We start from the raw sequence: 24,812 nt of genomic DNA, 5'->3' as shown, positions 1-24,812 counted from the left end.
GCTGCTTTGCAGCCCATCGCGACCCAAGGCCGCTCCCACAGGGTTTGGCGTTAATCAGGAGGAGCAGCTGATTTCCAGGTGCTTGCCCCATTCTGGTGGCCGTTCGGCGTAGGCCTGCATACCGGGTTGTTCTTCGAAGGGGTGGCTAAGCACTTGATGCAGCCGACGCACTTCACTGTAATCACCCGCTTCTGCCGCTTCGATGGCTTTCTGCGCCAGGTAGTTGCGCAACACGTACAGCGGGTTCACCGCATGCATCCGCTCGCGGCGGCCTTCGGCATTACCGGGTTCGCGATCACAACGGGCCAGGTAGTCCGCGCCCCAGGCATCGAAAGCGGCCAGGTCGATAAAGTCGTCGCGCACCACCTTGAGTGCGTCTGCCGCCGGCTGTTCGCCCAGCTTGCGGAAGAACAGGCTGTAGTCCACGCCACCACGCTGCATGCATTGCAGCAGTCGCTCGACCAGCGCCATGTCGTCTTCTTCGGCAGTGGTCAGGCCCAAGCGTCGGCGCATCAGGTCCAGGTAATGGGCCTGGTACAGCGGCAGGAACAGCCCCAACGTTTCCTTCAGTGGCTCAACCTCGATCACCGTGGTCAATGCCTGAGCCAGCGCGCTGAGGTTCCAGTGGGCGATGGGCACCTGGTTGGCGTAGCTGTAGCGGCCTCGGTCGTCGGAGTGGTTGCAGATGAAGTTGGCATCGAAGTCGTCGAGGAAGGCATACGGGCCGAAGTCGAAGGTGATGCCCAGGATCGACATGTTGTCGGTGTTCATCACCCCGTGGCAAAAGCCGTAGGCCTGCCAGCGGGCGATCAGTTCGGCGTTGCGCTCGACAATGGTGCGGAACATGGCCAGGTAGGGCTGCTCGGCATCACGGCATTCGGGGTAGTGCTGCTCCAGTACATGGTCGATCAGCACACGCTGCTGCTCGGGTTGCTTGGTGTAGTAGAAGTATTCGAAATGACCGAAGCGCACATGGCTCTGTGCCAGGCGCGTGAGCATGGCGGCGCTTTCGCGGGTTTCGCGCCACACCGGGGTGCTGGAGCCGATCACGCACAGCGCCCGGCTGGTGGGGATACCGAGGGCGTGCAGGGCTTCGGAGGCGAGAAATTCGCGGATCGACGAGCGCAGCACGGCACGGCCGTCACCCATGCGCGAGTACGGCGTTTGGCCGGCGCCTTTGAGGTGCAGGTCCCAGTGTTCACCTGCATCGTTCAGTACTTCGGCCAGCAGCAGGCCACGGCCGTCGCCCAGGCGCGGGTTGTACGAGCCGAACTGGTGGCCGGAATAGACCATCGCCCGAGGGTCGGCCTCTTCCCACAGCTTGTGCCCGCTGAACAACTCGGCGAACACCGGAAGCTCGGCGTGAGCGGGGTCGAGGTCGAGCAGCGCCATGGCCGATTCGCTTGCCACGACCAACCGCGGCTCGGCGATGGGCTCAGGCAGCACCTGGGTGGAAAACGCGTCGCCCAGGCGGGCGAAGCGGTTGTCGAAGCTGAGTTGGTCGAGGGCTTTCACGGGCTGCTCCTGGGGTTCAGCACAGAATAAAGCATTCGAGCCCACTCAGGCCTGTGCAGTGCCATCCGGCTTAGGTTGCTCCAGCGGAATAAGCTGCTGTTTGCCGCCCTTCTGGTCCATCAGGAACACCTCGACCTGGCGCACCGAGATCTTGATGTTGTGTGCCTTGAACTCGCGGTTGATGTAACGGTTGATTTCGTCCAGCGTCGGGTTGCGATCGCCCAGGTCACGTACGTGCATGCGCAACTCGTGGTCCAGCGAGCTCTCGCCAAAGTTGAGGAAGTACACGATCGGCTCTGGGTCCTTGAGCACTCGTGGGTTCTCGTGTGCGCCCTTGAGCAGCAGTTCGCGCACCAGGTCGAGGTCGGAGCCGTAGTCGATGCCCAGCTTCAGCGTCACCCGGGTGACCGTGTCGGTCAGCGACCAGTTGATCAGCTGGCCGGTGATGAAGGTCTTGTTGGGGACGATGATGTCCTTGCGGTCGAAGTCGGTGATGGTGGTGGCACGGATGCGGATCTTGCTCACCGTGCCGGACAGGTTGCCGATGGTGATGGTGTCGCCAATTCGCACCGGGCGCTCGAACAGGATCATGATGCCGGAGATGAAGTTGGCGAAAATTTCCTGCATGCCGAAGCCCAGGCCCACCGACAGCGCGGCCACCAGCCACTGCAGCTTGTCCCAGCTCACCCCCAGGGTCGACAGGGTGCTGACGATCCCGACACCGACGATGGTGTACGACAGCAGCGTGGTGGTGGCGTAGGCACTGCCCTGGGCCAGGTTCAGGCGTGACAGCACCAGTACTTCCAGCAGGCCTGGCAAGTTGCCGGCCAGGGCGAAGGTGATGCCGACGATCACCAGCGCGCCCAGCAGGTCGCCGAGGCTGATAGGCACCATGCTGGCGGCCGCGCCGGTGCCGCTGGTGTATTCGTACAGTACGAAGTTGTTGAGGTAGGCGAACACCGAGATCAAGTCTGACCACACCCAGTACAGGCCGGCGATGAAGCCGCCGAGCAGGGCCAGGCGGATCAGGCGCAGTGACTGCTGGTTGACCTGTTCGATGTCCAGCGTTGGCTCTTCGGTGATGACCTCGCCGTCCAGCCCTTCCTTGGCCGCCGCACGCTTGCTCAGCGCACGCTGGTAGGCCAGGCGCCGTGCCGCTACCGACAGGCCACGCACGAACGCGGCCTCGATCACCAGCCAGAACAGCAGCAGGTACAGGGTGTAGATCAACCGGTCGGTGAGCTTCAGCGCGGTGTAGTAGTAGCCGAAGCACACGGCAACGAACAGGGCGATGGGCAGGGCGGTGAACGCTACGCCCACGGCCCTGCGGAACAACGAGGTGTCACGGTGCGCGGGGCTGCTGAGCAGCAGGCGGCTGAGCAGCCAGGCCATCAGCGCATAGCAGGTCAGCACCACGCCGATGCCCAGCACGTCGTCGGCCAGCGCCGACGGCTGGTGCTCGGCCACTGCCACCACGCCAACCAGCGCCAGCACCACGGTGCCCAGGCGGCGTACCCAGCCGCGCAGGAACTCGACCTGTGGCTTGTGCCAGCGGAAGTGAATTTCTGCCACGCCACCGGGGGCGAGAATGCGGTAGGCGGTGTAGAACACCAGCCAGGCCTGGGCCAGTTGCCAGAGCGCGGCGCCCAGGTTGGCATTCTGCCCACGGGCGTCGATCTGCAAAGCGTAGCTGCACAGTGCCAGGCCAAGGCTGACCGGCATCGCCAGCAGGATGTTGATGAGAATCGCCTGGGGCGTGTGCCACTGGCTGTCACGGCGGAAGTGGCCGATGTCCTGGTGCACCTTGCCCAGCCGTTGGTACAGGTACTTGCGCCGCCACAGCAGGGCGCCGATCACCAGCAGCAGTGGCAGGAACAACAGTGGGCGCTGGCTAAGGCCGTCGGCCAGTTCCTTCAGGCCCGAGCCCCACGGCAGGTTGGCAACTTGGTCGGCAAGACGCTCCGGCACATAACGCAGCCAGTCCCAGTCCAGCGGCTTGTTGCTGGGGATCCAGAACATCTGTTCGTCGAGGGTGGTGCGCAGGCTCTGCGCGGTGCCCAGCAGCTGCTTCTGGTTGAGCTGCAGGGTGATCGATTCATTGAGCAACGCCGACAGCTCGCGGTTCAGCCGCTCCAGCAGGTCGCTGCGGGTGATGGCCACTTCCAGCAGGGCCTTGCGCAGCTGCGGAGTCACATCTTCCTGCGGTTGCGCGGCCAGCAGCTTGTCGACGTAGGTGACCGGGCTGCTCATCTGCTCGCGTTGCTGGTTGACCTCGAACTGGTACAAGCGGGTGTCGGCGATCTGGTCGGCCAGGTCGCGGTCTACCTTCAGGTGCGGCAGGGTCTGCTTCTGTTTGTAGAGGATCTTCGACAGCAAAAGGCTGCCCTTGAGCACGTTGATCTGCTCGTCCAGCGCCTGGTCGGCCTGGGTCAGGCTGTCGAGCTGCTGCTTGGTGCGCAGGTTCTGCTGGGTCAACTCGTTGAGGCGGTCGGTGCTCTTGAGCAGGTAGTCGGAGAGCTTGAGGTTGACCGCGCTTTCGGTGGCCAACAGGCTGCTGCCGCCGGCCTTCTGCGCCTCGATCGACTGCTGGGTGACCGCCTCCTGGGACTGAGCCAGGCGCTTGTCGTTGATCAGCGTCTGCAAGTCCTGGATCTCCTGCTCCAGGCGCGCGGCGCGCTCGATCAGCAGGTCGTGACGCGCATTGCCGAGGTCTTGCAGCAGGCTGTTGCCAGCCAGTTCCTGGCGGCGCAGCAGCGTCAGTGCGTTGAGCGAGGCCAGCTCGGCATTGAGTTGGTTGCGCTGGTCGGCATTGATGGACTTGCCTCCGTCCTTGCCGGTTTTGAGGATGTTGTTGATTTGCTGGGTGCGGGTCTGGCTGCTGCTGATTTCGGCCTGGGCGCGCTCGGGGCGGGTTTGCGAGTTGATGATCAGGCTGTTGGCTTCGGACAGCGCCTTTTGCAGCTCGCCCTGCTGGGTGTTGCGCTCGCTGAGCATCTGTTCGAGCTGTGGCACGGTCAGCGTTGCGTAACGCTGCGCGACAGGCAGGGCTTTGCTTTCCTTGAGCCTGGCCAGTTCTTTCTGGTTGTCGCTGGTTTCTTTCGGCGCACTGGTCAGTTGCTGCTTGAGCGCGGCAAGCTTCTTTTCGTTGTCTTCCTTGCTGGCGAGCAGGCTCAACGTTTGTTCGAGCACCTGCTGCAGGGCTTTCTGGTCGGCCTCGGGCAGCTTGCGCTCGGCGATCTTGTCGAGGCTGTTCTGAATGCTGGCGGTGGTCGGGGCTTCTGCCGCGTAGGCCGCAAAAGGAAGAGACAGGCACAGCCCGAGCAGGGCTGTGCGAAGGTACGCGCGCAGGGACATAGGCAGACTACTTGTGGATCCGGCAGAAACGAAGTTTAGAGGAACAATCCTGGTCCGGGTCGCGTTCCTTCGGGGAATCTGACGCCTACTTTCTGGATCTTGTTCCCGTCCATGGTCGCCACGGTCCAGATCGTGCCATGCCATTCGACCTGGTCACCTACTACTGGAGCGCCTCCGACCTTCTGTCGGATGAACTGCGCCAGCGGCATTTTCGCGTCCAGGCCATCGAGTTTCAGGCCGTACAACGCTGCCACCGCACCCAGTTCGGCATCGCCTTCGAGCACGAAGTCGCCGAAGAAACGCAGGTCCAGGCCACGCTGTGGCGCCTGGCTGAACAGTTTGCCCAGGGCTGGCAGGTTGTGCTCGTGGCCGATCACGCAGAGCATGTCGCCAACTTCCAGCACGGTACTGCCCGACGGGTGCAGCAATTGCTCGTTGCGGAACAGGGCGGCAATACGCGTGCCCTCGGGCATTTTCAGCTCGCGCAGGGCGGCCCCGATACACCATTTTTCGGCGCCCAGACGGTACACGAACAGCTCCCATTCGCTGGTGACGTGCACTTCCAGGGCGGAGCGGGAGATCGGTGCCGGGTCTGGTGGTACGGTCACTTTCAGCAGCTTGGCCATCCACGGCAGGCTGGTGCCTTGTACCAGCAGTGACACCAGCACGATGAAGAATGCCAGGTTGAAGAACAGCTGGGCGTCCGGCAGGCCGGCCATCAGCGGGAACACCGCCAGAATGATCGGCACCGCGCCGCGCAGGCCAACCCAGGAAATAAAGCCCTTTTCGCGGCCATGGAAGGCCTTGAACGGCAGCAGTGCAGCGACCACCGACAGTGGCCGCGCCACCAGGATCATCCACAGCGCCAGGCCCAATGCCGGCAGGGCAATGGGCAGCAGGTCGTGCGGGGTGACCAGCAGCCCCAGCACCAGGAACATGCCGATCTGGGCCAGCCAGGCCATGCCGTCGAGCATGTGCAGAATGCCGTGGCGGCTGCGAATTGGCTTGTTGCCCAGCACCAGGCCGCACAGGTACACGGCGAGGAAGCCGCTGCCGTGCAAGGCGTTGGTCAGCGAGAACACCACCAGGCCGCCGGCCACGACCAGAATCGGGTACAGGCCGCCGGCCAGGTTGATGCGGTTGACCAGTTGCAGCATCAGCCAGCCGCCGCCCAGGCCCAACAGCCCGCCGATGCCGAACTCGCGCAGCAAGTGGCCCAGCAGGCTCCAGTGCAGGCCGGTCTGGCCGCTGGCGATCATGTCGATCAGGGTAACGGTGAGGAACACCGCCATCGGGTCGTTGCTGCCCGACTCGATCTCCAGGGTGGCGGTAACCCGCTCATTCAGGCCTTTGCCGCCCAGCAGCGAGAACACCGCAGCGGCGTCGGTGGAGCCAACGATGGCGCCGATCAGCAGGCCTTGGATCAAGCTCAGGTTGAACAGCCAGGCGGCAACCAGGCCGGTGAGGGCGGTGGTGATCATCACCCCGACCGTGGCCAGCGACAGCGCCGGCCACAGTGCCACGCGGAAGCTTGCCACCCGCGTGCGCAGGCCGCCGTCAAGCAGGATCACGGCCAGTGCCAGGTTGCCCACCAGGTAGGCGGTTGGGTAGTTGTTGAAGATGATGCCGCCACCATCGACACCGGCGACCATGCCGACCGCGAGGATGATGACCAGAATAGGGATACCCAGGCGCGACGACAGCGAACTGACCAGGATACTTGCGCCCACCAGCAATGCGCCGATCAGGAACAGGCTGTTGATGGTGCTTGCATCCAAAGGCAGGTACTCCGGGACAACGGGCGGGAGGAGGCTTGATAGCGTGTCGCTAGCAGGTCGCGTGCCAATCGATTCTAACCTGATGAATTGGCAGCATGTAAAGCGTTTCTGCAGATGTGCAAAAGGCACCGCAGTGGGTGCCTTTCCGTGTGTTGCCTGGGCGGGCCTCTTCGCGGGCACGCCCGCTCCCACAGGATTTTCACAATACTTGAGATTTGTGATGTCCGTGTGGGAGCGGGTTTACCCGCGAAAAGGCCGGTGCAGGTTTACGCCTGCTTCACTTCACGCATCGGCTTGCCTTTCACCGGTGCATCACCCGCCACATAGTACTTGGCGGTGCTGCGCGGCAACGGCTTGCGGCCGCGGATCTTGTCCGAAATTTTCTCGGCGATCATGATCGTGGTGGCGTTGAGGTTGCCGGTGATGATCAGCGGCATGATCGACGCATCGACCACACGCAGGCCCTTCATGCCATGCACGCGGCCTTCGCCATCGACCACTGCCATGTCGTCGGTGCCCATCTTGCACGAGCAGGACGGGTGGAAGGCGGTTTCGGCGTGCTCGCGGATGAACTTGTCCAGCTGCTCGTCGGTTTGCACGTCGGCGCCCGGGCTGATTTCGCGGCCACGGTACGGGTCCAGCGCCGGCTGGGCCATGATTTCGCGGGTCAGGCGGATACCATCGCGGAACTCCTGCCAGTCCTGCTCGGTGGACATGTAGTTGAACAGGATGCTTGGGTGCTGGCGCGGGTCTTTCGACTTGGCCTGGATGCGGCCGCGGGCAGGCGAGCGCATGGAGCCCATGTGCGCCTGGAAGCCGTGTTCCTTCACGCCATTGGAGCCGTTGTAGTTAATGGCGACTGGCAGGAAGTGGTACTGAATGTTCGGCCACTTGAACTCAGGGCGGGTACGGATGAAACCACCGGCCTCGAACTGGTTGCTGGCGCCGATACCGGTGCCTTTGAACATCCACTCTGCACCGATGGCTGGCTGGTTCCACCAAAGCAGCGATGGGTACAGCGATACCGGTTGGGTGCAGGCGTACTGCAGGTACAGCTCAAGGTGGTCCTGCAGGTTTTCGCCAACGCCCGGCAGATCGTGCACAACCGGGATGTCGAGGCTTTCCAGCAGGGCGCGCGGGCCAACGCCGGAGCGCTGCAGCAGCTGCGGCGAGGCGATGGCGCCGGAGCTGACGATCACTTCCTTGCGGGCGCGGGCTTCAACGCGCTCTTCACTGTCGCCGACCAGATAGGTCACGCCTACGGCGCGCTTGCCGTCGAACAGCACGCGGTCGCTCAGAGCGTGGGTGACGATGGTCAGGTTCGGGCGCTTCTTGGCCTGGTCCAGGTAGCCACGGGCGGTGCTGGAACGGCGGCCGTTCTTGGTGACCGAACGGTCCATCGGGCCGAAGCCTTCCTGCTGGTAGCCGTTGAGGTCTTCGGTGCGTGGGTAACCGGCTTGTACGCCGGCTTCAACCATGGCGTGGAACAACGGGTTGTTGCCAGCCTTCGGCGTGGCGACGCTGACCGGGCCTTCGCCACCGTGGTAGTCGTTCGGGCCGATGTCGCGGGTTTCGGCTTTGCGGAAGTACGGCAGGCAGTCCAGGTAGGTCCAGTCTTGCAGGCCTGGCAGTTCTGCCCAGCCGTCGAAGTCCATGGCGTTGCCACGGATGTAGCACATGCCGTTGATCAGCGACGAGCCACCCAGGCCTTTGCCACGGCCACATTCCATGCGGCGGCCGTCCATGTGCGGCTCGGGATCGGTCTCGTAGGCCCAGTTGTAGCGGCGGCCCTGCAGCGGGAAGGCCAGGGCAGCTGGCATCTGGGTGCGGAAGTCGAAGCGGTAATCAGGGCCACCGGCTTCAAGCAGCAGGACGGTGACGCCGGCGTCTTCGGTCAGGCGGGTAGCCAGGGTGTTACCGGCCGAGCCGGCACCGACGATGATGTAATCGAATTCTTGGGACATGAAAGTACCCTCGTGTTGGCGGTGATCAGGGAGCGGGAACGCCCGTGCACAGCGGCACGGGCGTGGCTAGACAGGGTTTAGAAAACCGAGTTGTAGCCGCCCAGCTCAACCTGGACCGACTTGATGCGAGTGTATTGAGCCAGCGAGCTGACGCCGTTCTCACGGCCAACGCCCGACTGCTTGTAGCCACCGACCGGCATTTCGGCCGGCGATTCACCCCAGGCGTTGATCCAGCAGATACCGGCTTCGAGCTTGTGGATGATGCGGTGGGCGCGGGTGATGTCGTTGGTGCACACACCGGCAGCCAGGCCGTACTCGGTGTCGTTGGCGCGACGGATCACTTCTTCTTCGGTCTCGTAGGACAGAATGCTCATGACCGGGCCGAAGATCTCTTCCTTGACGATGGTCATGTCGTCGCTGCAATCGGTGAACACGGTCGGGGCCACGAAGGCGCCCTTGGCGAATTCGCCTTCGGTCAGACGCTCGCCGCCGCACAGGACGCGGGCACCTTCTTCTTTGCCCTTGGCGATGTAGCTCAGCACGTTTTCCATGTGCGCGAAGCTGACCAGCGGGCCGAAGTTGGTGTTTTCGTCTTCCGGGTTGCCAACGCGAATGCGGGCAACGCGCTCGGCGATCTTGGCTTCGAAGGCAGCCTTCATTTCAGCTGGGATGAACACGCGGGTGCCGTTGGTGCACACCTGGCCCGAGCTGTAGAAGTTGGCCATCATGGCGATGTCGGCGGCCTTGTCCAGGTCGGCGTCGGCGCAGATGATCAGTGGCGACTTGCCGCCCAGTTCCATGGTGACCTCCTTCAGCGAGGAGCTGGAGGCGCTGGCCATGACTTTCTTGCCGGTGGTGGTGCCGCCGGTGAAGGACACTTTTTCGATGCGTGGGTGCTCGGTCAGCCAGGTACCGACTTCGCGGCCACTGCCGGTCAGCACGTTGAACACGCCATTCGGCAGGCCGGCTTCGGTGTAGATCTCGGCCAGTTTCAGGGTGGTCAGCGAGGTGACTTCCGACGGCTTGAAGATCATCGCGTTGCCAGCGGCCAGGGCCGGGGCGGATTTCCACAGGGCGATCTGGATCGGGTAGTTCCAGGCGCCGATACCCACGGTCACGCCCAGCGGCTCGCGGCGGGTGTAGACAAAGGACGATTCGCGCAGCGGGATCTGCTCGCCTTCGATGGCCGGTACCAGGCCTGCGTAGTATTCCAGCACATCGGCGCCGGTAACGATGTCGACGTAGCGGGTTTCGGAGTACGACTTGCCGGTGTCCAGGGTTTCCAGCTGAGCCAGTTCATCGTTGCGCTCGCGCAGGATGTCGACAGCGCGGCGCAGGATGCGCGAACGCTGCATGGCGGTCATCGCAGCCCAGACCTTCTGGCCACGCTCGGCGCTTTCCACGGCCTTCTCGACGTCGGCCTCGGTGGCACGCTGTACGTGGGCGAGGACTTCGCCAGTGGCCGGGTTGATGGCTTCGAAAGTGGCATCGCTGCCAGCGTCGACGTAAGCGCCATCAATGTAGAGTTTTTGCGTTCCGAAACGGGCCATAGTGTCCTCGCAAGTGCAGTGTGTGGTTTGGCTAGCGCGTCACGCTCCTGCCGGGTTGGCAAGGGCCGTGCGCGCTTGTTCAGCGGCCTGGTCGTTTGTGCCCAGGGTGTGCTGTTTAGCCAGTTGTAGATCCATGTATTCGTAAGCAATCCGTATTGCCTGGTCGGTGTCGAATGCATCACCCGACAGGGCACCACGCAGCCACAAGCCGTCGATCAAGGCCGCCAGGCCGCGGGCTGCCTTGCGCGCATGGTAGAGCGGCAGGGTGCGGCGGAACTGGCAGCACAGGTTGGAATACAAGCGGTGGTCGTTGATCCGCTGCAACCTGTGCAAATCGGGCTGGTGCATGCTGGAAGCCCAAAAGGCCAACCAGGTTTTCATTGCCGGGCCGTTCACCTGGCTGGCATCGAAGTTGCCCTCGATGATCACTTTCAGGTGGGCACGCGGGCTGTCGTCCGTCAGGGCCTGGCGACGTGCTCTAACGCCTTCGTTGAGCATGCTCATGATGTAACCCATCGTCGCTGCGATCAGGCCATTCTTGTCCCGAAAGTAGTGACTGATGATGCCGTTCGACACACCGGCCAAACGGGCAATCAGCGCAATGCTGGCGTCCCCCAGACCGACCTGATCGACCGCCTGCAACGTGGCTTCGATCAACTGCTGGCGGCGGATGGGTTGCATACCGACCTTGGGCATCTTGCTATCTCCTCAGGCCTGCGAGCAGACGACAGGCGGCTGACTCGGCGAAGGCCAGTCTATTTTGTTTTGATTGAACGTTCAATCAATAAAGAATAAGCTCTGCGACAATTTGTGCCATTGACAGTTTTTCAGGCGGTCGAGAAGGCACGGATTGACACCCCAGGAAATCGCGTAACCCCCGGAATACAAGGCGTTGACGGGCATGAGCGATGCGAAATGCAGATTCTGCCGCGCGGCTTTTGGCCCTGCGGCAGGCCCTTGGAGCGGGCGGGGTGATCTGTGACGAATGCGCGCACCTCTGCGGATGCGTGGCATTTTCAGCAGGCCACCTGTCTGTTTTTTTGCAACGTATCGATTCGGGATCACGGTTTCCAGGGTGCTTTTATAACACCTGACGCAGTGGGGATATTCCACCAATTGCTCGGGAAAGACTGATTAGCCTCCACAGCCGTACTGCCCGGAGCATTCGTGCAATGAGTTCTGCCTCACTTACCAAGCCCCCCGCCGAGAGGGTACGGGTCAACCGCGTGGTGTTCTTCACCTCCGCGCTGATGATCCTTGTTCTGACTGCCTTGCTGATCGCTGTACCCGAAACCGCAGGCCAAGTGCTGGGCGTGGCCCAGAAATGGCTGACGCGTACCTTTGGCTGGTACTACATGCTGGTCATCTGCGGCTACTTGCTGTTCGTCGTCTACCTGGCCTTCTCCGACTACGGCAGCCTCAAGCTGGGTGGCAAGGATGACCAGCCTGACTTCAGCTATGGCGCCTGGGCCGGCATGCTGTTCTCGTCCGGTATCGGTATTTCGCTGCTGTACTTCGGCGCTTCCGAGCCGCTGGACCACTACTTCAACCCACCGGAAGGCACCCCGGCCAGCCTCGAGGCCGCGCGCCAGGGCCTGCAGCTGACCTTCCTGCACTGGGGCCTGCACGGCTGGGCGATCTATGCCCTGGTCGGCCTGGCCGTGGGTTACTTCGCCTACCGCCACAACCAGCCGCTGGCCCTGCGTTCGGCGCTGTACCCGCTGGTCGGCGAGCGTTGGGTCAAGGGTGCTGCCGGCAACGCCGTCGACATCTTTGGCATGTTCGTCACCCTGCTGGGCCTGGTGACCAACCTAGGTATCGGCTCGATGCAGGTATCCTCGGGCCTGGAATACCTGTTCGGCATGGACCACAGCAAGACCAACCTGCTGGTGGTGATCCTGGTCATGGCCGGTGTGGCCACCGTGGCTGCGGTGTCGGGTGTGGAAAACGGCATTCGCCGCCTGTCCAACCTGAACATCATGCTGTTCAGCGGCCTGCTGATCTTCGTGCTGCTGGGCGGTGAAACCCTGCACCTGCTCAACGGCTTCGTGCAGAACGTCGGCGACTACCTGAACGGCATCGTGCTGAAAACCTTCGACCTGTATGTGTACGAAGGCGAAGCCGGCAAGTCCGAGCGCTGGCTGGGCCTGTGGACCGTGTTCTATTGGGCCTGGTGGATCTCCTGGGGCCCATTCGTCGGTATGTTCATTGCCCGTATCTCCAAGGGCCGCACCGTGCGCCAGTTGGTGATGGGTGTGCTGTTGATCCCGCTGGGCTTCACCTTGGCGTGGCTGTCGATCTTCGGCAACACCGCACTGGACTTGGTGATCAACCAGGGCGCCGTGGAGCTGGGCAAGACTGCGCTGGAACAGCCGTCGATGTCGATCTACCAACTGCTGGAATACTTCCCGGCAGCCAAGATCGTGATTGGTGTGGCGGTGTTCGTCGGCTTCGTGCTGTTCCTTACCCCGGCCGACTCCGGTGCGGTGATGATGGCCAACCTGTCGTGCAAAGGCGGCAAGGTCGACGAAGACGCCCCGCACTGGATGGTGGTGTTCTGGTCGGTGGTTATCACCCTGGTCACCATCGGCCTGCTGTTCGCCGGTAACTTCGAGGCCATGCAGACCATGGTGGTGCTGGCGGGCCTGCCGTTCTCGGTGGTGCTGGTACTGTTCATGTTCGGGTTGTACAAGGCCATGAAGCAGGACGTGGCAGTCGAGCAGGAGCGTGCCGAGCTGGCCGCCCGCGGTCGCCGCGGCTTCAGCGAGCGCCTGAGCCAGCTGGAACTGCAGCCCACCCAGGCCGTGGTGCAGCGGTTCATGGACAAGCAGGTCAGCCCGGCGCTGAAAGAAGCGGCCGCACAGCTGCAGACCCTGGGCTTCGAGGTAGAAACCCGGGTTGGCCAGTCGCGCAACATGATGGGCCTGCGGGTGATGATGGAAGAGGGTAACCCCTTCGTCTACGAAGCCAGCCTGGACGGTTACCTGGCCGCGCCGAGCGAGGCGCCGGTCGAAGGCGAGCCGGAGGTGCAGCAGCGCTTCTACCGCGCCGAGGTGTACCTGCACGACGGCAGCCAGGAATACGACCTGATGGGCTTCACTCGCGAACAAATCGTGCGTGATGTGCTGGATCAGTTCGAAAGCCACCGCCAGTTGCTGGGGCGTGTGTACAGCTGATTGCTGTTGCTGTGAGGCAGAGGCCCGGTTCGAAGGAATCGGGCCTCTTTTGTTTCCTGCAGGTGATCGTTGAGCCGGGTGAATGACTTGTGCAGCATTAATTAGTGCCTCCCGCCTTTCGCGAAAACGCACCCTGGGTGATTCATTCATCACCCAGGGTGACCTCGCATGCCAATCGAAACCAGAACCACACCGGACTACCAGCGCGCGGTGTCGCTGGCGTTCGCTGATCGCCCGACCCTGCGCCAGCTGGCCTCGCAGCAGGCCTTGCAAGTGCTGGCTGCGCATCTAGGTAGCATTGCCGCTGCCGAGTTACCGGATGCAGGCCCTGTCATCCTGGATATCCCCTACGACGGGGCTGTCACTGGCCAGTACCGCCCTTATGATTCCTGGTTTTCGCGGCCACTGGTCGATGCCTTGCTCGATGCCCTGCGCCAGGGCTGCACGTTGGAGGCGATGGGGCTGGCAGGTGGAACTTTCTCTGTCCGGGTTGCACTGCCGTACGTTATGCGTAATACCGCCGGCGAGCCGTTGGAATTTACCTCGGTAGCTGCGGACGGCGTACTGGCTGAGCTGAACCGACTGGTGTCGACACTGCCAGAGCGGTTTCGCCAGGCCCAGGTCGACTATTGGGCGAACGTCGGCTTCCATGGCGTTAGCCGGGATCGCTGGCTTGCGCAGGTCATCAAGTCGACCCTGCTGCAAAGCCTGCCCCTGCAAGACCTCGATGCCCAGCAACGTGACTGCGTATTGGGGCTGCTCAAGGGTGGAGCGCAGCTACCTTCGGTGTTCAGCGTCGAGGTGCAACTGAATGATGGCGCTGACAGCGTCACCCAGCTGCAGACGCAACTGCTTGTGCGTGGTGAGTGGGACGAAGGCGAGCAGGTGCTGTGGTGTGCCCCCAGTGGGGTGGTCAAAGGGTTTTCCGGCTACGATGCCTTCGCCACCGCATTGCGCGATGAGTTGGCCGAGACCCAGCGTTTTACCTCGTTGACTTGGCGCCGCCATGAATGCACTGGCGACGTGTTTTCCGTGCAGTGCACCCTGTTGCTTGAGCGCATGCTGGGCCAGGTGGATTGCTGGCAGGTTTCGACGTTCAATGATGTGGCGTCGCTGGAGCATTTCTATTCGAGCGCCAGCGACCCCGCGCAGTGGTTCATCGCGGGTTATCACGCTGCGGACGAGGCCGACGTTTCGACCCCTTTGGGGCTCTACCGCGCACAGGCACAAGATAAATTCGCGTTCCAGCGCGGGCTGTTCGAGCTGGCTTTGGCGCAGGCCGAGTCGCTAGGCAGCTCTGCCCTCGAGGGTGTCGAGGACCTGCACAGCTACACTGATGCGCAGCTCAGGCAGCAGATGCTGCGGGATCAACCCGATGAAGCGAACTACTACGCCGCCGATTTGCTGCTGACCCTGACCACAGCGCGGGGCGTGCCCGGAGGGGTGGGTGTGGGGCCTGGGGATGGCGTCATCGAAACCCGCAGCATCACGCTGACCGAATTTGCCATCGGCAACCTGAGCGTGCTGGGCGATGCGGTGATCACGAAAATCGAGCATCGTGACGAGCAACTGATCGCCCCCTGGTTGACCGGCGACTATCTACGATCACTGGTCGAGCGTGTAGACATTGGCGGCCGCTATCCCACCTATGTATCCGAGCAGCTCGACCCCGCCCTGCAGCCAGAGCGGGTCACCCGCTTTGCCCGCGAGTGGCGCTGCTCCCTGCTGTTCAGCGCCCTCAGCGCCAAGCTGGGCGGCACGCTGAGTGAGGTAGGTCTGCAAGCTATCGTCGACTACTGTGCCGGACGGTTGGATGCCCAGCGCCCCCGAACCACGCTCATGCCGCTGGCGTTTCAGCGTGCGGTGGATCATCCGGCCCCGGATCTGGTCATGGGCATGTTCGTGCTGTACTCGGTCGAGCCGTATTCGTTGGTACTTTATCGGCCGCTGTACGGCCAGCAGGGCTTGACCGAGTTTTCGGGGTTCGAGGCGCTGATGGAGGCGGTTCGCGACAATAAGGCGCTGCGCGAAAGTGTCCTGCAATGGCTCGATCCCCAGGCTCGCGCGGTATACGACCATGGTGGATTCTTCGAGCCACACCTGGGGGCGCCGATCATCGATACTTCGCTGTTGCCGGGCCGGGCAGATCCACCGACCTTAATCCAACTGCCCTGGGTAGCGGAAGTCGACCGGCTGATGTACGACGGCAATCGCCGCTTGCTGGTCGAGTTGGCCGGCCGGCAATCGGTCTCTACTCGCCAAAGCCGTTGGGCCCTGTTACAGCAGGGCGCCTGGCTGTTGTTCGATGTGGCCACACTGTTGCTGCGCGGGCCGATTGCCACGGTCGCCTGGCTGGCGCAGTCGGTGCTGGGGGCTATGCGCGATGCGCAGGCATTCTCCGAGGGCAGCGCATTCGAGCGCAGCGCGGCGGTGGTGGATGCGCTGCTGAATCTGGGCATGGCGTTGGTGCATGTACGCTTGCCATCGGTCGACCCTGTCGGGCCGACGCGCATGACAAAACCACTGCCACGGCTTGCCATGGCCAGCACGGACAGCGCGCTGGCGGTAATGCCCGTACAAGGCGAGGCGTCTCAGCTGGCCAATCGTACCAGTCAGGTGCTGGATTTCTCCTGGCGAGGTGCACAGGGGGTCAATGTACTGACCTCCCAGCAGCGCACATCGCTTCGCCGTCTGGCTTCGGCCGTGGAACTGACGGGGGTGTCGCCGGATGCCTTGGGGGTCTATCAGGTGCAGGGCCGTCAATACGTCATCCTTGCCGGTGATACCTACCAGGTCGAATTGCAGGGAAGCGCTGCACGCATCGTTGGGCCGCAGGATGCGCATGGGCCCTGGCTTGTCCGGGGCCAGGGAAACTGGCGCATCGATACCGCGCTGAGACTGGTGGGGGGCGGGCCGAAGAGTCGCCTGGAGCTGGCGCAAAGGAAGAACAAGAGCGATTTCGAGCAGTTGAACCAGCGCCAGAACGAGTTGCTTGCAGAGCGCAACACCCTGGGCAATTTCTTCGAGGCGAGCAAGGACAAGGTCAAGGCCAAGGAAGCAGAGCTCGATCGGCTGCGCCAGCATGCCCAGTCGATCACCGATTCGAGCCTGGCAGCGAAGTTCGATGAGCGGATTGCCAGCGTCCAGGGGGAAGTTGCCATTGCGAAGGCGCTTTCCCTGGATGACCTCAAGAAGATGGTGGACTGCACCATAAGGTTGGATGACGTGATGACTTCAATGAGTGAGCAGCGCTTTGCGTCTCAGGCGTTGTTCGCTGTGCTGCCCCGTCAGCGGGGCATCATACGTCATGAGTTGATCGATTACGGCGTGGGGTTCTACAACGAAGCCGTGATGCAGGTGAACGAGGCGGATCTGCCTGATGTGCTCAATGGCATGGCCGCCAAGCCGGAGAGTGCCGAAGAGCTCAATCATTATCGATTTGCCAGGGCGAATTTGGAAAAGGTGCTGAGCTGGCAGCTGGATCTGATCGAAGTGTCCGAGGTGCTGGATGTGCTGATCGAGAGCTTGCAGAGCGACGGTCTCGTGCTATGGGACGCGGTGCTCGATACGAGGGTGGAGAAGCGTGCCGTCCTGAAGTTTCTGCAGGATAGCCGCAAGCTCAGCGGTATCGGCTTGCGCCTGCGGAGCTTGCTGGACCTTGGTGAACTGAGCCTGACGCGTGAGGCCCCGGTGGACGAGCGGGAATTGATTCAGGCGCTGGATTATCTGGCTGGTGACGAGCTCAAGAGTGCAGGCGCCGCCCATGAAGAGTTGATCACCGCCGACGGCCTGCCATTGACCACTCAACAGCAGGTACTGAGCAGTACCTTGGATACCTACCAGAGCACCCGGGCACGCTTGGATTATCTGGCCGAAACATCTCCCGAGCTGTTGGTAGAGGCCAAGGTCGCGCAATACAAGGACGTGCTGCACAGGCTGACCAGCCAGGCCGAACAGCTGCTTGCGCAGGTGGTGCGCGAGCTTGAGCTATCGACTCCGGCGCAGCCCAAGACGCGTCTGTATGCCCAGCGCCCTGGCACCTTGCGCATAGCGCGTACCTATGACGGGCGCAGTGTAGTGGGCGAGGAAGTCGAGGTTTCTGGCGAGCGGGTTGTTCAGCAGCATGATGTCACGGGTCAGGTGCTGCGCACGTTCCGCCAGGACGGCGATAGGTTCGTTGAGCAACGTCCTGCGGTGGCGGAGGAGCAAGGCACCGAAGCAGCCGTCAATGCAGGGCTCGCCAGGGGTAAGGCCAGGGCCGCGCTGAAGCAGGTCGATGGTGTGATTCGTCTTGTGCGCAAGTATGCCAAGGCAGAAGACCCGTTTGGTATCCGTACCATCATCGACCATCATGTCAGCCAGCTGGAGGAGGCTGGGAAGCTGCTGAAGCGGGCTGGCATCGAAAGCGAGTTTGGCAGTCGCCTGGCCGACGACATCGAGCGCCTGGAATCGGTGCAGCGGGATTACCTGATTTCCACTTACACCTCGACCAGCCATCCTTCGGCCAACAGCCTCCGGTTTCTGGTGGAGCAGGAGCAGGTCCGGATCACTCGGACCGTGACCCGCACGCCACTGGGCGCCGGTGATTTTCTCGATGTGTTCGAGATTCGACGCGTGCCCGCGCCCGGCAAGGCCAAGGGTGCGGGGTTATGGGAAGCACACTTCCACTACCCGGCCGCCGACACGCCTGTGCGGCAGTTCAGCAAGGGACATCTCAAACTGTGGGCGCAGCGCACGCTGGGGCGGGAGGCACAGCTGCGCGCTGCTGCCAGCGCCGGTGAACTGCTGGCCATTTATCGCGGTAATCTGCGCTGGGCGGATGTCGAGGGTCTGATTCCCTTCGAGTGAAGAGCTGGTGCGCACTTACTGCAGGCAAGTGCTTGTGCTACCGGCCTTCAGCGGTTCTGATACACGCCCTGTCGGCCATGTGCCGGCATCGCCTTGTTACTGCGTTCGGCGATCATCTGGCGCAGTGGGATCAGCTCGATGCCTTGGTGTTTGAGACCAGGCATCGCGCTTTCCAGCACTTGCAGCGTCTGCGGGTAGGGATGCCCGATCAGCACAGCCGACCCCTGCTTGCGGGCGAGCGCGACGCCTTGTTGCAACTGGGCGGCGATGGCCTCCGGGGTGCGCACGTCGTCCAGGAATACATCCCGCGACACGTGCGCCAGGCCAATGCGTTGGGCCTCGGCCGCCGCCACGGTGGCGGCGCTGGTGCGGCTGTCGACGAAGAACAGGTGGCGTTGCTGCAGTTCGCCCATCAGCCAGGCCATGGGTTCACGTTGTGCCGTCATGCGGCTGCCCATGTGGTTGTTGATGCCCGCTGCGTAGGGGACTTTGGCCAGGGCGGCTTGCAAGCGGCTGGCAAGTTCCGGCAATGGCGCGCCGGGGTGCCAGGCGTAGGGCCCGGTGGCCGGGTCCATGGGCATGTGCAGGATCACCGTCTTGCCGGCCTTGTGGGCCTGGCGGGCGAAATCGCTGGCGTGGGGGGTGTCGGGCATGATCGCCATCGTGACTGGGCCGGGGAGGGCGAGGGTGCGGTTGTCGCGCTCGCTGCTCTGGCCCAGGTCGTCGATGATGATGCTCAGGTAGGCCTTGGCGGCCGGCGCCGCTTGCGCGACCCCGGCCAACAGGCACAACAACAGACACAGCAGGTAACGCATCGCGTGAATCATTTGCCCGAGGTGATGTTCAGCCCTTTGAGCAGGCTCAGCGCCTGGCTCAGTTGGAAGTCATCGTCCTGCGGACGTTCCTTGCGTTTGCTGCTGCCCGTCGGGCGGTCGGCGCCGCCGTTGCCGTTGCCCAAGTGGCCCTGCAGGTCGGCTTCCTTGAAGTTTTCGGTGTCGACTTCGGCGGTGAGCTTGGCCGGGCGCACCTCGATGTCCGGTACGATGCCCTGGGCCTGGATCGAGCGGCCGTTGGGGGTGTAGTACAAGGCGGTGGTGAGTTTCAGGGCACGGTCGTTAGCCAGCGGCAGCACAGTCTGCACCGAGCCTTTGCCGAAGCTGTCGGTCCCCATCAGCACGGCGCGCTTCTGGTCCTGCAGTGCGCCGGCGACAATTTCCGACGCCGAGGCACTGCCACCGTTGATCAGCACCACCAGGGGTACGCCTTCGCTGGCGTCGGCCGGGTCGGCCGAGAAGCGCAGCTCGGAGTTGGCGATACGGCCCTTGGTGTAGACGATCAGGCCCTTGGTCAGGAAGTGGTCGGCCACTTCCACGGCCGACTGCAGCACGCCACCTGGGTTGTTACGCAGGTCCAGCACTACCCCGCGCAGCTTCTTGCCGTTGTCCTTGCGCAGCTTGGCCAGGGCTTTGCCCACTTCGTCGCCGGTCTTGACCTGGAACTGGGTGATACGGATGTAACCGTAGTCGTTCTCCAGCAGTTGGCTCTTCACGCTCTTGACCTGGATGACCGCGCGGGCCAGGGTCACATCAAACGGGTTGCCGCCATCGCGCACCAGGGTCAGGGTGATTTTTTCGCCGACCTTGCCGCGCATCTTGTCGACCGCTTCGGTCATGGTCTGGCCGCGTGTCGGGGCACCGTTGATCTTGACGATCAGGTCACCCGCCTGCACGCCGGCACGTGAGGCCGGGGTGTCGTCGATCGGCGACACCACCTTGATGAAGCCATCTTCCTGGCCCACTTCGATGCCCAGCCCGCCGAATTCGCCGCTGGTGCTCTCCTGCAGCTCCTGGAAGTCCTCGGGGCCAAGGTAGGCCGAGTGCGGGTCCAGGTTGCTGAGCATGCCCTTGATGGCGTTTTCCAGCAGGGTCTTGTCGTCTACCGGTTCGACGTAGGCGGCCTTGATACGGTCCATGACCTCGGCGAAGGTGCGCAGTTCTTCCAACGGCAGTGGTGCCTTGGCGGTCACCTCGGTGGCGGGCACTGCGGCAGCCTTGGCCGGCTCGGCGGCAGTGGCCAGGGGCGCGCCGACCGCCAGGGCGATGGACAGGGCCAGCTGGGTGAGACGAGGCGAGTGCAGCATGTCGAACGAACTCCTGATCCTGTAAGCGCTCCCTGGGGAGCATCGGCGCAGCACTCAGGCTACGCCGTAGAAATTTGACTAGCCCCGACACCACTGCGAGGGGTCGGTAGGCCGACCCTGCTGGCGAATGGCGAAGTACAAGCCTGCCGCGTCCTGGCCACCGCTGTCGCCAACGGTGGAAATGGCTTCACCAGCCTTGACGATATCACCGGCGCTCTTGAGCAGGCTCTGGTTGTGGCCGTACAGGCTCAGGTAACCGTTGCCATGGTCGAGAATGACCAGAAGCCCGGCGCCGCGCAACCAGTCGGCGAATACCACGCGCCCGCCGTGCACCGCACGTACCTGGGTGCCTGGGTTGGCGCTGATCATCACCCCGTCCCACTTGGCACGGGCATCGCTGCCACGGGCATCACCGAAGCGTGCCAGCAGTCGACCATTGACTGGCCATGGAAGTTTGCCCCGCGCGGCAGAAAAAGCGCCGCCGTAGTTCGCGCCATCGCTGGAAACCAGCGGGCCGAGGGTGGTGCGGGCTTTTTTCGGCGGCTCCACAGGCTCTGCAGGCTCACGGGCTCGGTCGCGTGCGGCGGCGGCGGCGGCCAGCGCTTCCTGCTGGCGGCGCTTTTCCGCTTCCTGCTGCGCCAACAGGGCCTTCTTGCGTGCTTCTTCGGCTTCGCGGGCCTGGCGAGCGAGGGTTTCCTCGATGGTCTTAAGCACCTTGGCCAGGTCGGCCTGGTCCTGTTCGCGCGATTGCAGCTTCTGGTCGCGGTCCTTGACATCGCTGTTGAGCTTGGCCAGTACCTGCTGGCGCTTGCTGCGCTCGGTTTCCAGGGCCTGGCGACGGCTGTCGAGGTCAGCGCGTTGGGCCAGCAGCTGTTGTTGCTGGCTGGCAATGTCCTGCTCGACGTTGGCCAGTTGGCGCAAGGTCTCGTTGAAGGTGCGCAATTGCTCCAGGCGCGCCTTGCTCAGGTAGTCGTAATACGTGAGGGTGCGGGCGAACTTCTCGGGGTTCTGCTGGTTGAGCAGCAGTTTGAGGTATTCCTCGCGACCGTTGTTCTGGTAGGCCGAACGGGCCTGAATGGCGATCAGCCGCTGTTGTTCAACGCGGGCGCTCTGGAGTTTTTTTTTCTCGGTATCAAGGCGCTCCAGCTCGCCTTCAGTCTTTTTTAGTTCTTGCTGCAGGGCCTCCACCTGCTTTTCGAGGTTGCCGATGTCGGTCTCGGTGGCTTTGAGGTCCTTTTGCACACCGGCCTTTTCTTCCTGGAGCTTGCCCAGCGTCTTCTTGAGCTCGGCAATGTCCTGGCGGGTGGCGTCCAGTTGCTGCTGGGTCTGCGCACGCTCATCGGCAAAAGCCGGGCTGAGCAGGCAAGACAGGGCTAGGAGAATCAGGGCGCGAAGCATGGGGTTTGGCGTACCAAGGATGGAGACTGGCCTAGTATGCCCGCCTGGGCCGGCAAAAAAAACGCCTCGCTGCGGGTGCAGAGGGGCGTTTGTCCGGAATTCATGTGCCATTGGGGCTGCATGGCAGCCCCAGCGCCTGGGATCAGGCGTCGACCAGAATCGAAGTACCGGTCATTTCCACCGGCTTTTCCAGCCCCAGCAGTTGCAGCATGGTCGGCGCCACGTCGGCCAGTACGCCACCGTCGCGCACTTTCAGGTTGCGCTTACCCACATAGATGAACGGTACCGGCTCGGTGGTGTGCGCGGTGTGCGCCTGGCCGGTGCATTCGTCTTCCATCTGCTCGACGTTGCCGTGGTCGGCGGTGATCAGGGCTTCGCCGCCGACTTTCTCCAGTGCATCGACGATGCGGCCGACGCAGGTATCGAGTGCTTCGACGGCCTTGACCGCAGCTTCGAACACGCCGGTATGGCCGACCATGTCGCCGTTGGCGTAGTTGACCACGATCACGTCGAAGCGCTGCTGCTCGATGGCTTCGACGATGCGATCGGTCACTTGCGGTGCGTTCATTTCCGGCTGCAGGTCATAGGTGGCGACCTTCGGCGACGGGATCAGAATGCGCTCTTCGCCCTCGAACGGCTCTTCGCGGCCGCCGGAGAAGAAGAAGGTGACGTGGGCGTACTTCTCGGTTTCGGCGATGCGCAGTTGGGTCTTGCCGTTTTTTGCCAGGTACTCGCCCAGCACGTTGTTCAGGCTGGAGGGCGCAAAGGCTGCCGGTGCCGGGATTTTTGCCGAGTACTGGGTCAGGCCGATGTAGGCCGCCATTTTCGGCAGGCGCGCGCGGGCAAACTCAGTGAAGTCCGGCTCGACAAACGCACGGGACAGCTCGCGAGCACGGTCGGCGCGGAAGTTCATGAAGACCACGGCGTCGCCGTCTTCAACCTTGACCGCTTCGCCGATGCGCGTGGCTTTGACGAACTCGTCGCTTTCGTCACGGGCGTAGGCCGCTTCCAGGCCGGCCTGGGCGGTGTCGGCCGTGTATTCGGCTGTGCTGTCGACGATCAGGTTGTAGGCGGCGCTGACGCGGTCCCAGCGGTTATCGCGGTCCATGGCGTAGTAGCGGCCGATCAGGCTGGCGATGCGGCCCTTGCCCAGTTTGGCGAAGGTGGCGTCGAGCAGTTCGATCGACGATTGTGCGCTGCGTGGCGGGGTGTCGCGGCCATCGAGGAAAGCGTGCAGGTAGATCTTTTCCGCTCCGCGCTGCGCAGCCAGTTCGGCCATGGCCACCAGGTGGTCCTGGTGGCTGTGTACGCCACCATCGGACAGCAGGCCGAGGATGTGCACGGCCTTGCCGGCACTGGCTGCCTTGTCCACGGCACCGGTGAGCACCGGGTTTTTGAAGAACTCGCCATCGCGGATGGCTTTGGTGACGCGGGTGAAGTCCTGGTAGACGACGCGGCCGGCCCCCAGGTTCATGTGACCGACTTCGGAGTTGCCCATCTGCCCGTCCGGCAGGCCGACATCCATGCCCGAGCCGGAAATGAGGCCATGCGGCAAGGTAGCGCGCAGGCGATCATAGACCGGCGTATTGGCGGCAAAGATGGCGTTGTGTTCGGGGACTTCGCTGTGGCCGAAGCCATCCAGGATGATCAGGACCAGGGGTTTGGGCGTACTCGTCATCAATCAAACTCACGGTTGTTCAAAGATGATAAAGACACGCATTTTAGGGCAAATACGCCACCTGCGGCGAATATTCGTCCTGTTCCCTGACCAGCGCGGCCAATGCGGCAACATGAAGGTACCTTTCCGGCCGGCCCGTCGGGCTTTGGTGGCACTGGGGGGCTGTGTATACTGGCCGGCATTTTCAATCGCCTGGAACACCGCTGATGGTTGCTCACCTGATTCAATTCGCGACAGATCACTACATCCTGGTTGCGATCTTCCTCATTCTGCTGGTCCTGCTGCTGATCAACGAAATCCGTCGCGGCGGCCAGAGCCTGAGCAATGGCCAGCTGACGGCCCTGGTCAATGCCGAGAAGGGCCTGGTGGTCGACATTCGCCCGGCCAAGGAATATTCGGCCGGTCACATCGTCGGTGCGATCAACATTCCGCAGGACAAACTGGCCGCCCGCATGAGCGAGCTGGAGAAGCACAAAGAAAAGACCCTGATCGTCGTCGACGCAATGGGCCAGCAGTCCGGCACCCACTGCCGCGAACTGCTCAAGGCTGGCTACACCGCCGCCAAACTGAGCGGTGGCGTTTCCAGCTGGAAAGCCGATAACCTGCCCCTGGTGAAGTGATATGAAGCCCGTCATCGTCTATTCCAGCGACTACTGCCCCTACTGCATGCGCGCCAAGTACCTGCTCGAGAGCAAGGGCGTGGCCTTCGAGGAAATCAAGGTGGACGGCAAGCCGCAAGTTCGCGCCGAGATGAGCCAGAAGGCCGGCCGTACGTCGGTGCCGCAGATCTGGATCGGCAGCACCCATGTCGGTGGATGCGATGACCTCTATGCCCTGGAGCGCGCCGGCAAGCTCGACGCGCTGCTGGCGGCCTGATTTGCACTGCATTCAAAAACATTAGGATAAGGATCTGCCATGACTGACCAACAGACCAACGGCGCTGCTGCAGAAGACAACAGCCCTCAGTTCTCCCTGCAACGCATCTATGTGCGTGACCTGTCGTTCGAAGCCCCGAAAAGCCCGCAGATCTTCCGCCAGACTTGGGAGCCGAGCGTTGCGCTGGACCTGAACACCAAGCAGAAAGCCCTGGAAGGCGACTTCCACGAGGTGGTGCTGACCCTGTCGGTAACCGTCAAGAACGGTGACGAAGTGGCCTTCATCGCTGAAGTGCAGCAGGCCGGTATCTTCCTGATCGCCAACCTCGATGCGCCTTCGATGAGCCACACCCTGGGCGCGTTCTGCCCGAACATCCTGTTCCCTTACGCCCGTGAAACCCTGGACAGCCTGGTGACCCGCGGTTCGTTCCCGGCGCTGATGCTGTCGCCTGTCAACTTCGATGCCCTGTACGCGCAAGAAATGCAGCGCATGCAGGAAGCGGGCGAAGTGCCGACCGTGCAGTAATTCTGCCGGT

General features: G+C 62.8%; 15 protein-coding genes. 5 read left to right on the top strand and 10 right to left on the bottom strand.

Annotated features, from left to right (window positions below; all coding sequences use genetic code 11):
- Positions 1–54 precede the first annotated feature (54 nt).
- From selO to betI, 6 genes are all read right to left on the bottom strand, one after another.
- Positions 55–1,515: a protein adenylyltransferase SelO gene (gene selO / locus DM807_RS03150; protein WP_012274621.1), complete on the bottom strand. Its 1,461-nt coding sequence runs from the start codon at positions 1,513–1,515 to the stop codon at positions 55–57.
- A 45-nt stretch (positions 1,516–1,560) separates the two neighbouring features.
- The gene (mscK, locus tag DM807_RS03145) at positions 1,561–4,869 is read right to left on the bottom strand and encodes a mechanosensitive channel MscK (protein ID WP_012274620.1); all 3,309 of its coding nucleotides are present in this window, start codon (positions 4,867–4,869) and stop codon (positions 1,561–1,563) included.
- 35 nt (positions 4,870–4,904) lie between these two features.
- Positions 4,905–6,647 (bottom strand): potassium/proton antiporter, encoded by a 1,743-nt coding sequence (locus DM807_RS03140; RefSeq protein WP_012274619.1) that lies wholly within the window; start codon positions 6,645–6,647, stop codon positions 4,905–4,907.
- A gap of 266 nt (positions 6,648–6,913) precedes the next feature.
- The gene (betA, locus tag DM807_RS03135) at positions 6,914–8,611 is read right to left on the bottom strand and encodes a choline dehydrogenase (protein ID WP_012274618.1); all 1,698 of its coding nucleotides are present in this window, start codon (positions 8,609–8,611) and stop codon (positions 6,914–6,916) included.
- A 77-nt stretch (positions 8,612–8,688) separates the two neighbouring features.
- Entirely contained in the window at positions 8,689–10,161 is a 1,473-nt protein-coding gene (betB, locus tag DM807_RS03130; RefSeq protein ID WP_012274617.1) for a betaine-aldehyde dehydrogenase, read from the bottom strand.
- Positions 10,162–10,200: 39 nt separating this feature from the next.
- Complete coding sequence (gene betI, locus DM807_RS03125; protein ID WP_012274616.1) at positions 10,201–10,857, bottom strand: transcriptional regulator BetI; 657 nt, start codon at positions 10,855–10,857, stop codon at positions 10,201–10,203.
- Between the two features lie 533 nt (positions 10,858–11,390).
- On the opposite strand from betI, the gene DM807_RS03120 reads away from it, so the two are divergent.
- A complete protein-coding gene (locus tag DM807_RS03120; protein ID WP_223296422.1) occupies positions 11,391–13,337 on the top strand; it encodes a BCCT family transporter in 1,947 nt (648 codons plus the stop codon).
- A gap of 168 nt (positions 13,338–13,505) precedes the next feature.
- A complete protein-coding gene (locus DM807_RS03115; protein ID WP_179027041.1) occupies positions 13,506–18,185 on the top strand; it encodes a dermonecrotic toxin domain-containing protein in 4,680 nt (1,559 codons plus the stop codon).
- 47 nt (positions 18,186–18,232) lie between these two features.
- Here DM807_RS03115 and DM807_RS03110 read toward each other — a convergent pair whose 3' ends face one another.
- The 4 genes from DM807_RS03110 to gpmI form a co-directional block, all read right to left on the bottom strand.
- Positions 18,233–19,000 carry a divergent polysaccharide deacetylase family protein gene (locus tag DM807_RS03110; protein WP_060514972.1) on the bottom strand — a complete coding sequence of 256 codons (768 nt, stop codon included), beginning with the start codon at positions 18,998–19,000 and terminating at the stop codon, positions 18,233–18,235.
- An 8-nt stretch (positions 19,001–19,008) separates the two neighbouring features.
- Positions 19,009–20,325 carry a S41 family peptidase gene (locus DM807_RS03105; protein ID WP_012274612.1) on the bottom strand — a complete coding sequence of 439 codons (1,317 nt, stop codon included), beginning with the start codon at positions 20,323–20,325 and terminating at the stop codon, positions 19,009–19,011.
- Between the two features lie 78 nt (positions 20,326–20,403).
- Positions 20,404–21,723 carry a murein hydrolase activator EnvC family protein gene (locus DM807_RS03100; protein ID WP_179027040.1) on the bottom strand — a complete coding sequence of 440 codons (1,320 nt, stop codon included), beginning with the start codon at positions 21,721–21,723 and terminating at the stop codon, positions 20,404–20,406.
- A gap of 142 nt (positions 21,724–21,865) precedes the next feature.
- Positions 21,866–23,401, bottom strand: a complete 1,536-nt coding sequence (gene gpmI / locus DM807_RS03095) for a 2,3-bisphosphoglycerate-independent phosphoglycerate mutase (protein ID WP_179027039.1) — start codon at positions 23,399–23,401, stop codon at positions 21,866–21,868.
- Between the two features lie 206 nt (positions 23,402–23,607).
- Here gpmI and DM807_RS03090 point away from each other — a divergent pair, with 206 nt between their 5' ends.
- Genes DM807_RS03090 through secB form a run of 3 tightly spaced genes read left to right on the top strand, consistent with a single transcriptional unit; the run spans position 23,608 to position 24,802 of the window.
- A complete protein-coding gene (locus DM807_RS03090) occupies positions 23,608–24,021 on the top strand; it encodes a rhodanese-like domain-containing protein (protein ID WP_012274609.1) in 414 nt (137 codons plus the stop codon).
- A gap of 1 nt (position 24,022) precedes the next feature.
- Positions 24,023–24,277 (top strand): glutaredoxin 3, encoded by a 255-nt coding sequence (gene grxC, locus DM807_RS03085; protein ID WP_003249204.1) that lies wholly within the window; start codon positions 24,023–24,025, stop codon positions 24,275–24,277.
- Positions 24,278–24,316: 39 nt separating this feature from the next.
- Positions 24,317–24,802 (top strand): protein-export chaperone SecB, encoded by a 486-nt coding sequence (secB, locus tag DM807_RS03080; protein WP_012274607.1) that lies wholly within the window; start codon positions 24,317–24,319, stop codon positions 24,800–24,802.
- Positions 24,803–24,812 lie beyond the last annotated feature (10 nt).

The sequence above is a fragment of the Pseudomonas hunanensis genome, assembly GCF_013393325.1.
GTDB classification, from domain to species: Bacteria; Pseudomonadota; Gammaproteobacteria; order Pseudomonadales; family Pseudomonadaceae; genus Aquipseudomonas; species Aquipseudomonas putida_P.
Note: the sequence above shows the minus strand (reverse complement) of the source record. Positions and strands in the feature narration are given on the sequence as shown.

Excerpts from the sequence above, each read along its gene's own strand:
- mscK (WP_012274620.1), bottom strand. The coding sequence starts at position 4,869 with ATGTCCCTGCGCGCGTACCTTCGCACAGCCCTGCTCGGGCTGTGCCTG.
- betA (WP_012274618.1), bottom strand. The coding sequence starts at position 8,611 with ATGTCCCAAGAATTCGATTACATCATCGTCGGTGCCGGCTCGGCCGGT.
- betB (WP_012274617.1), bottom strand. The coding sequence starts at position 10,161 with ATGGCCCGTTTCGGAACGCAAAAACTCTACATTGATGGCGCTTACGTC.
- betI (WP_012274616.1), bottom strand. The coding sequence starts at position 10,857 with ATGCCCAAGGTCGGTATGCAACCCATCCGCCGCCAGCAGTTGATCGAA.
- DM807_RS03115 (WP_179027041.1), top strand. The coding sequence starts at position 13,506 with ATGCCAATCGAAACCAGAACCACACCGGACTACCAGCGCGCGGTGTCG.
- DM807_RS03110 (WP_060514972.1), bottom strand. The coding sequence starts at position 19,000 with ATGCGTTACCTGCTGTGTCTGTTGTTGTGCCTGTTGGCCGGGGTCGCG.
- DM807_RS03105 (WP_012274612.1), bottom strand. The coding sequence starts at position 20,325 with ATGCTGCACTCGCCTCGTCTCACCCAGCTGGCCCTGTCCATCGCCCTG.
- DM807_RS03100 (WP_179027040.1), bottom strand. The coding sequence starts at position 21,723 with ATGCTTCGCGCCCTGATTCTCCTAGCCCTGTCTTGCCTGCTCAGCCCG.
- gpmI (WP_179027039.1), bottom strand. The coding sequence starts at position 23,401 with ATGACGAGTACGCCCAAACCCCTGGTCCTGATCATCCTGGATGGCTTC.
- DM807_RS03090 (WP_012274609.1), top strand. The coding sequence starts at position 23,608 with ATGGTTGCTCACCTGATTCAATTCGCGACAGATCACTACATCCTGGTT.
- grxC (WP_003249204.1), top strand. The coding sequence starts at position 24,023 with ATGAAGCCCGTCATCGTCTATTCCAGCGACTACTGCCCCTACTGCATG.
- secB (WP_012274607.1), top strand. The coding sequence starts at position 24,317 with ATGACTGACCAACAGACCAACGGCGCTGCTGCAGAAGACAACAGCCCT.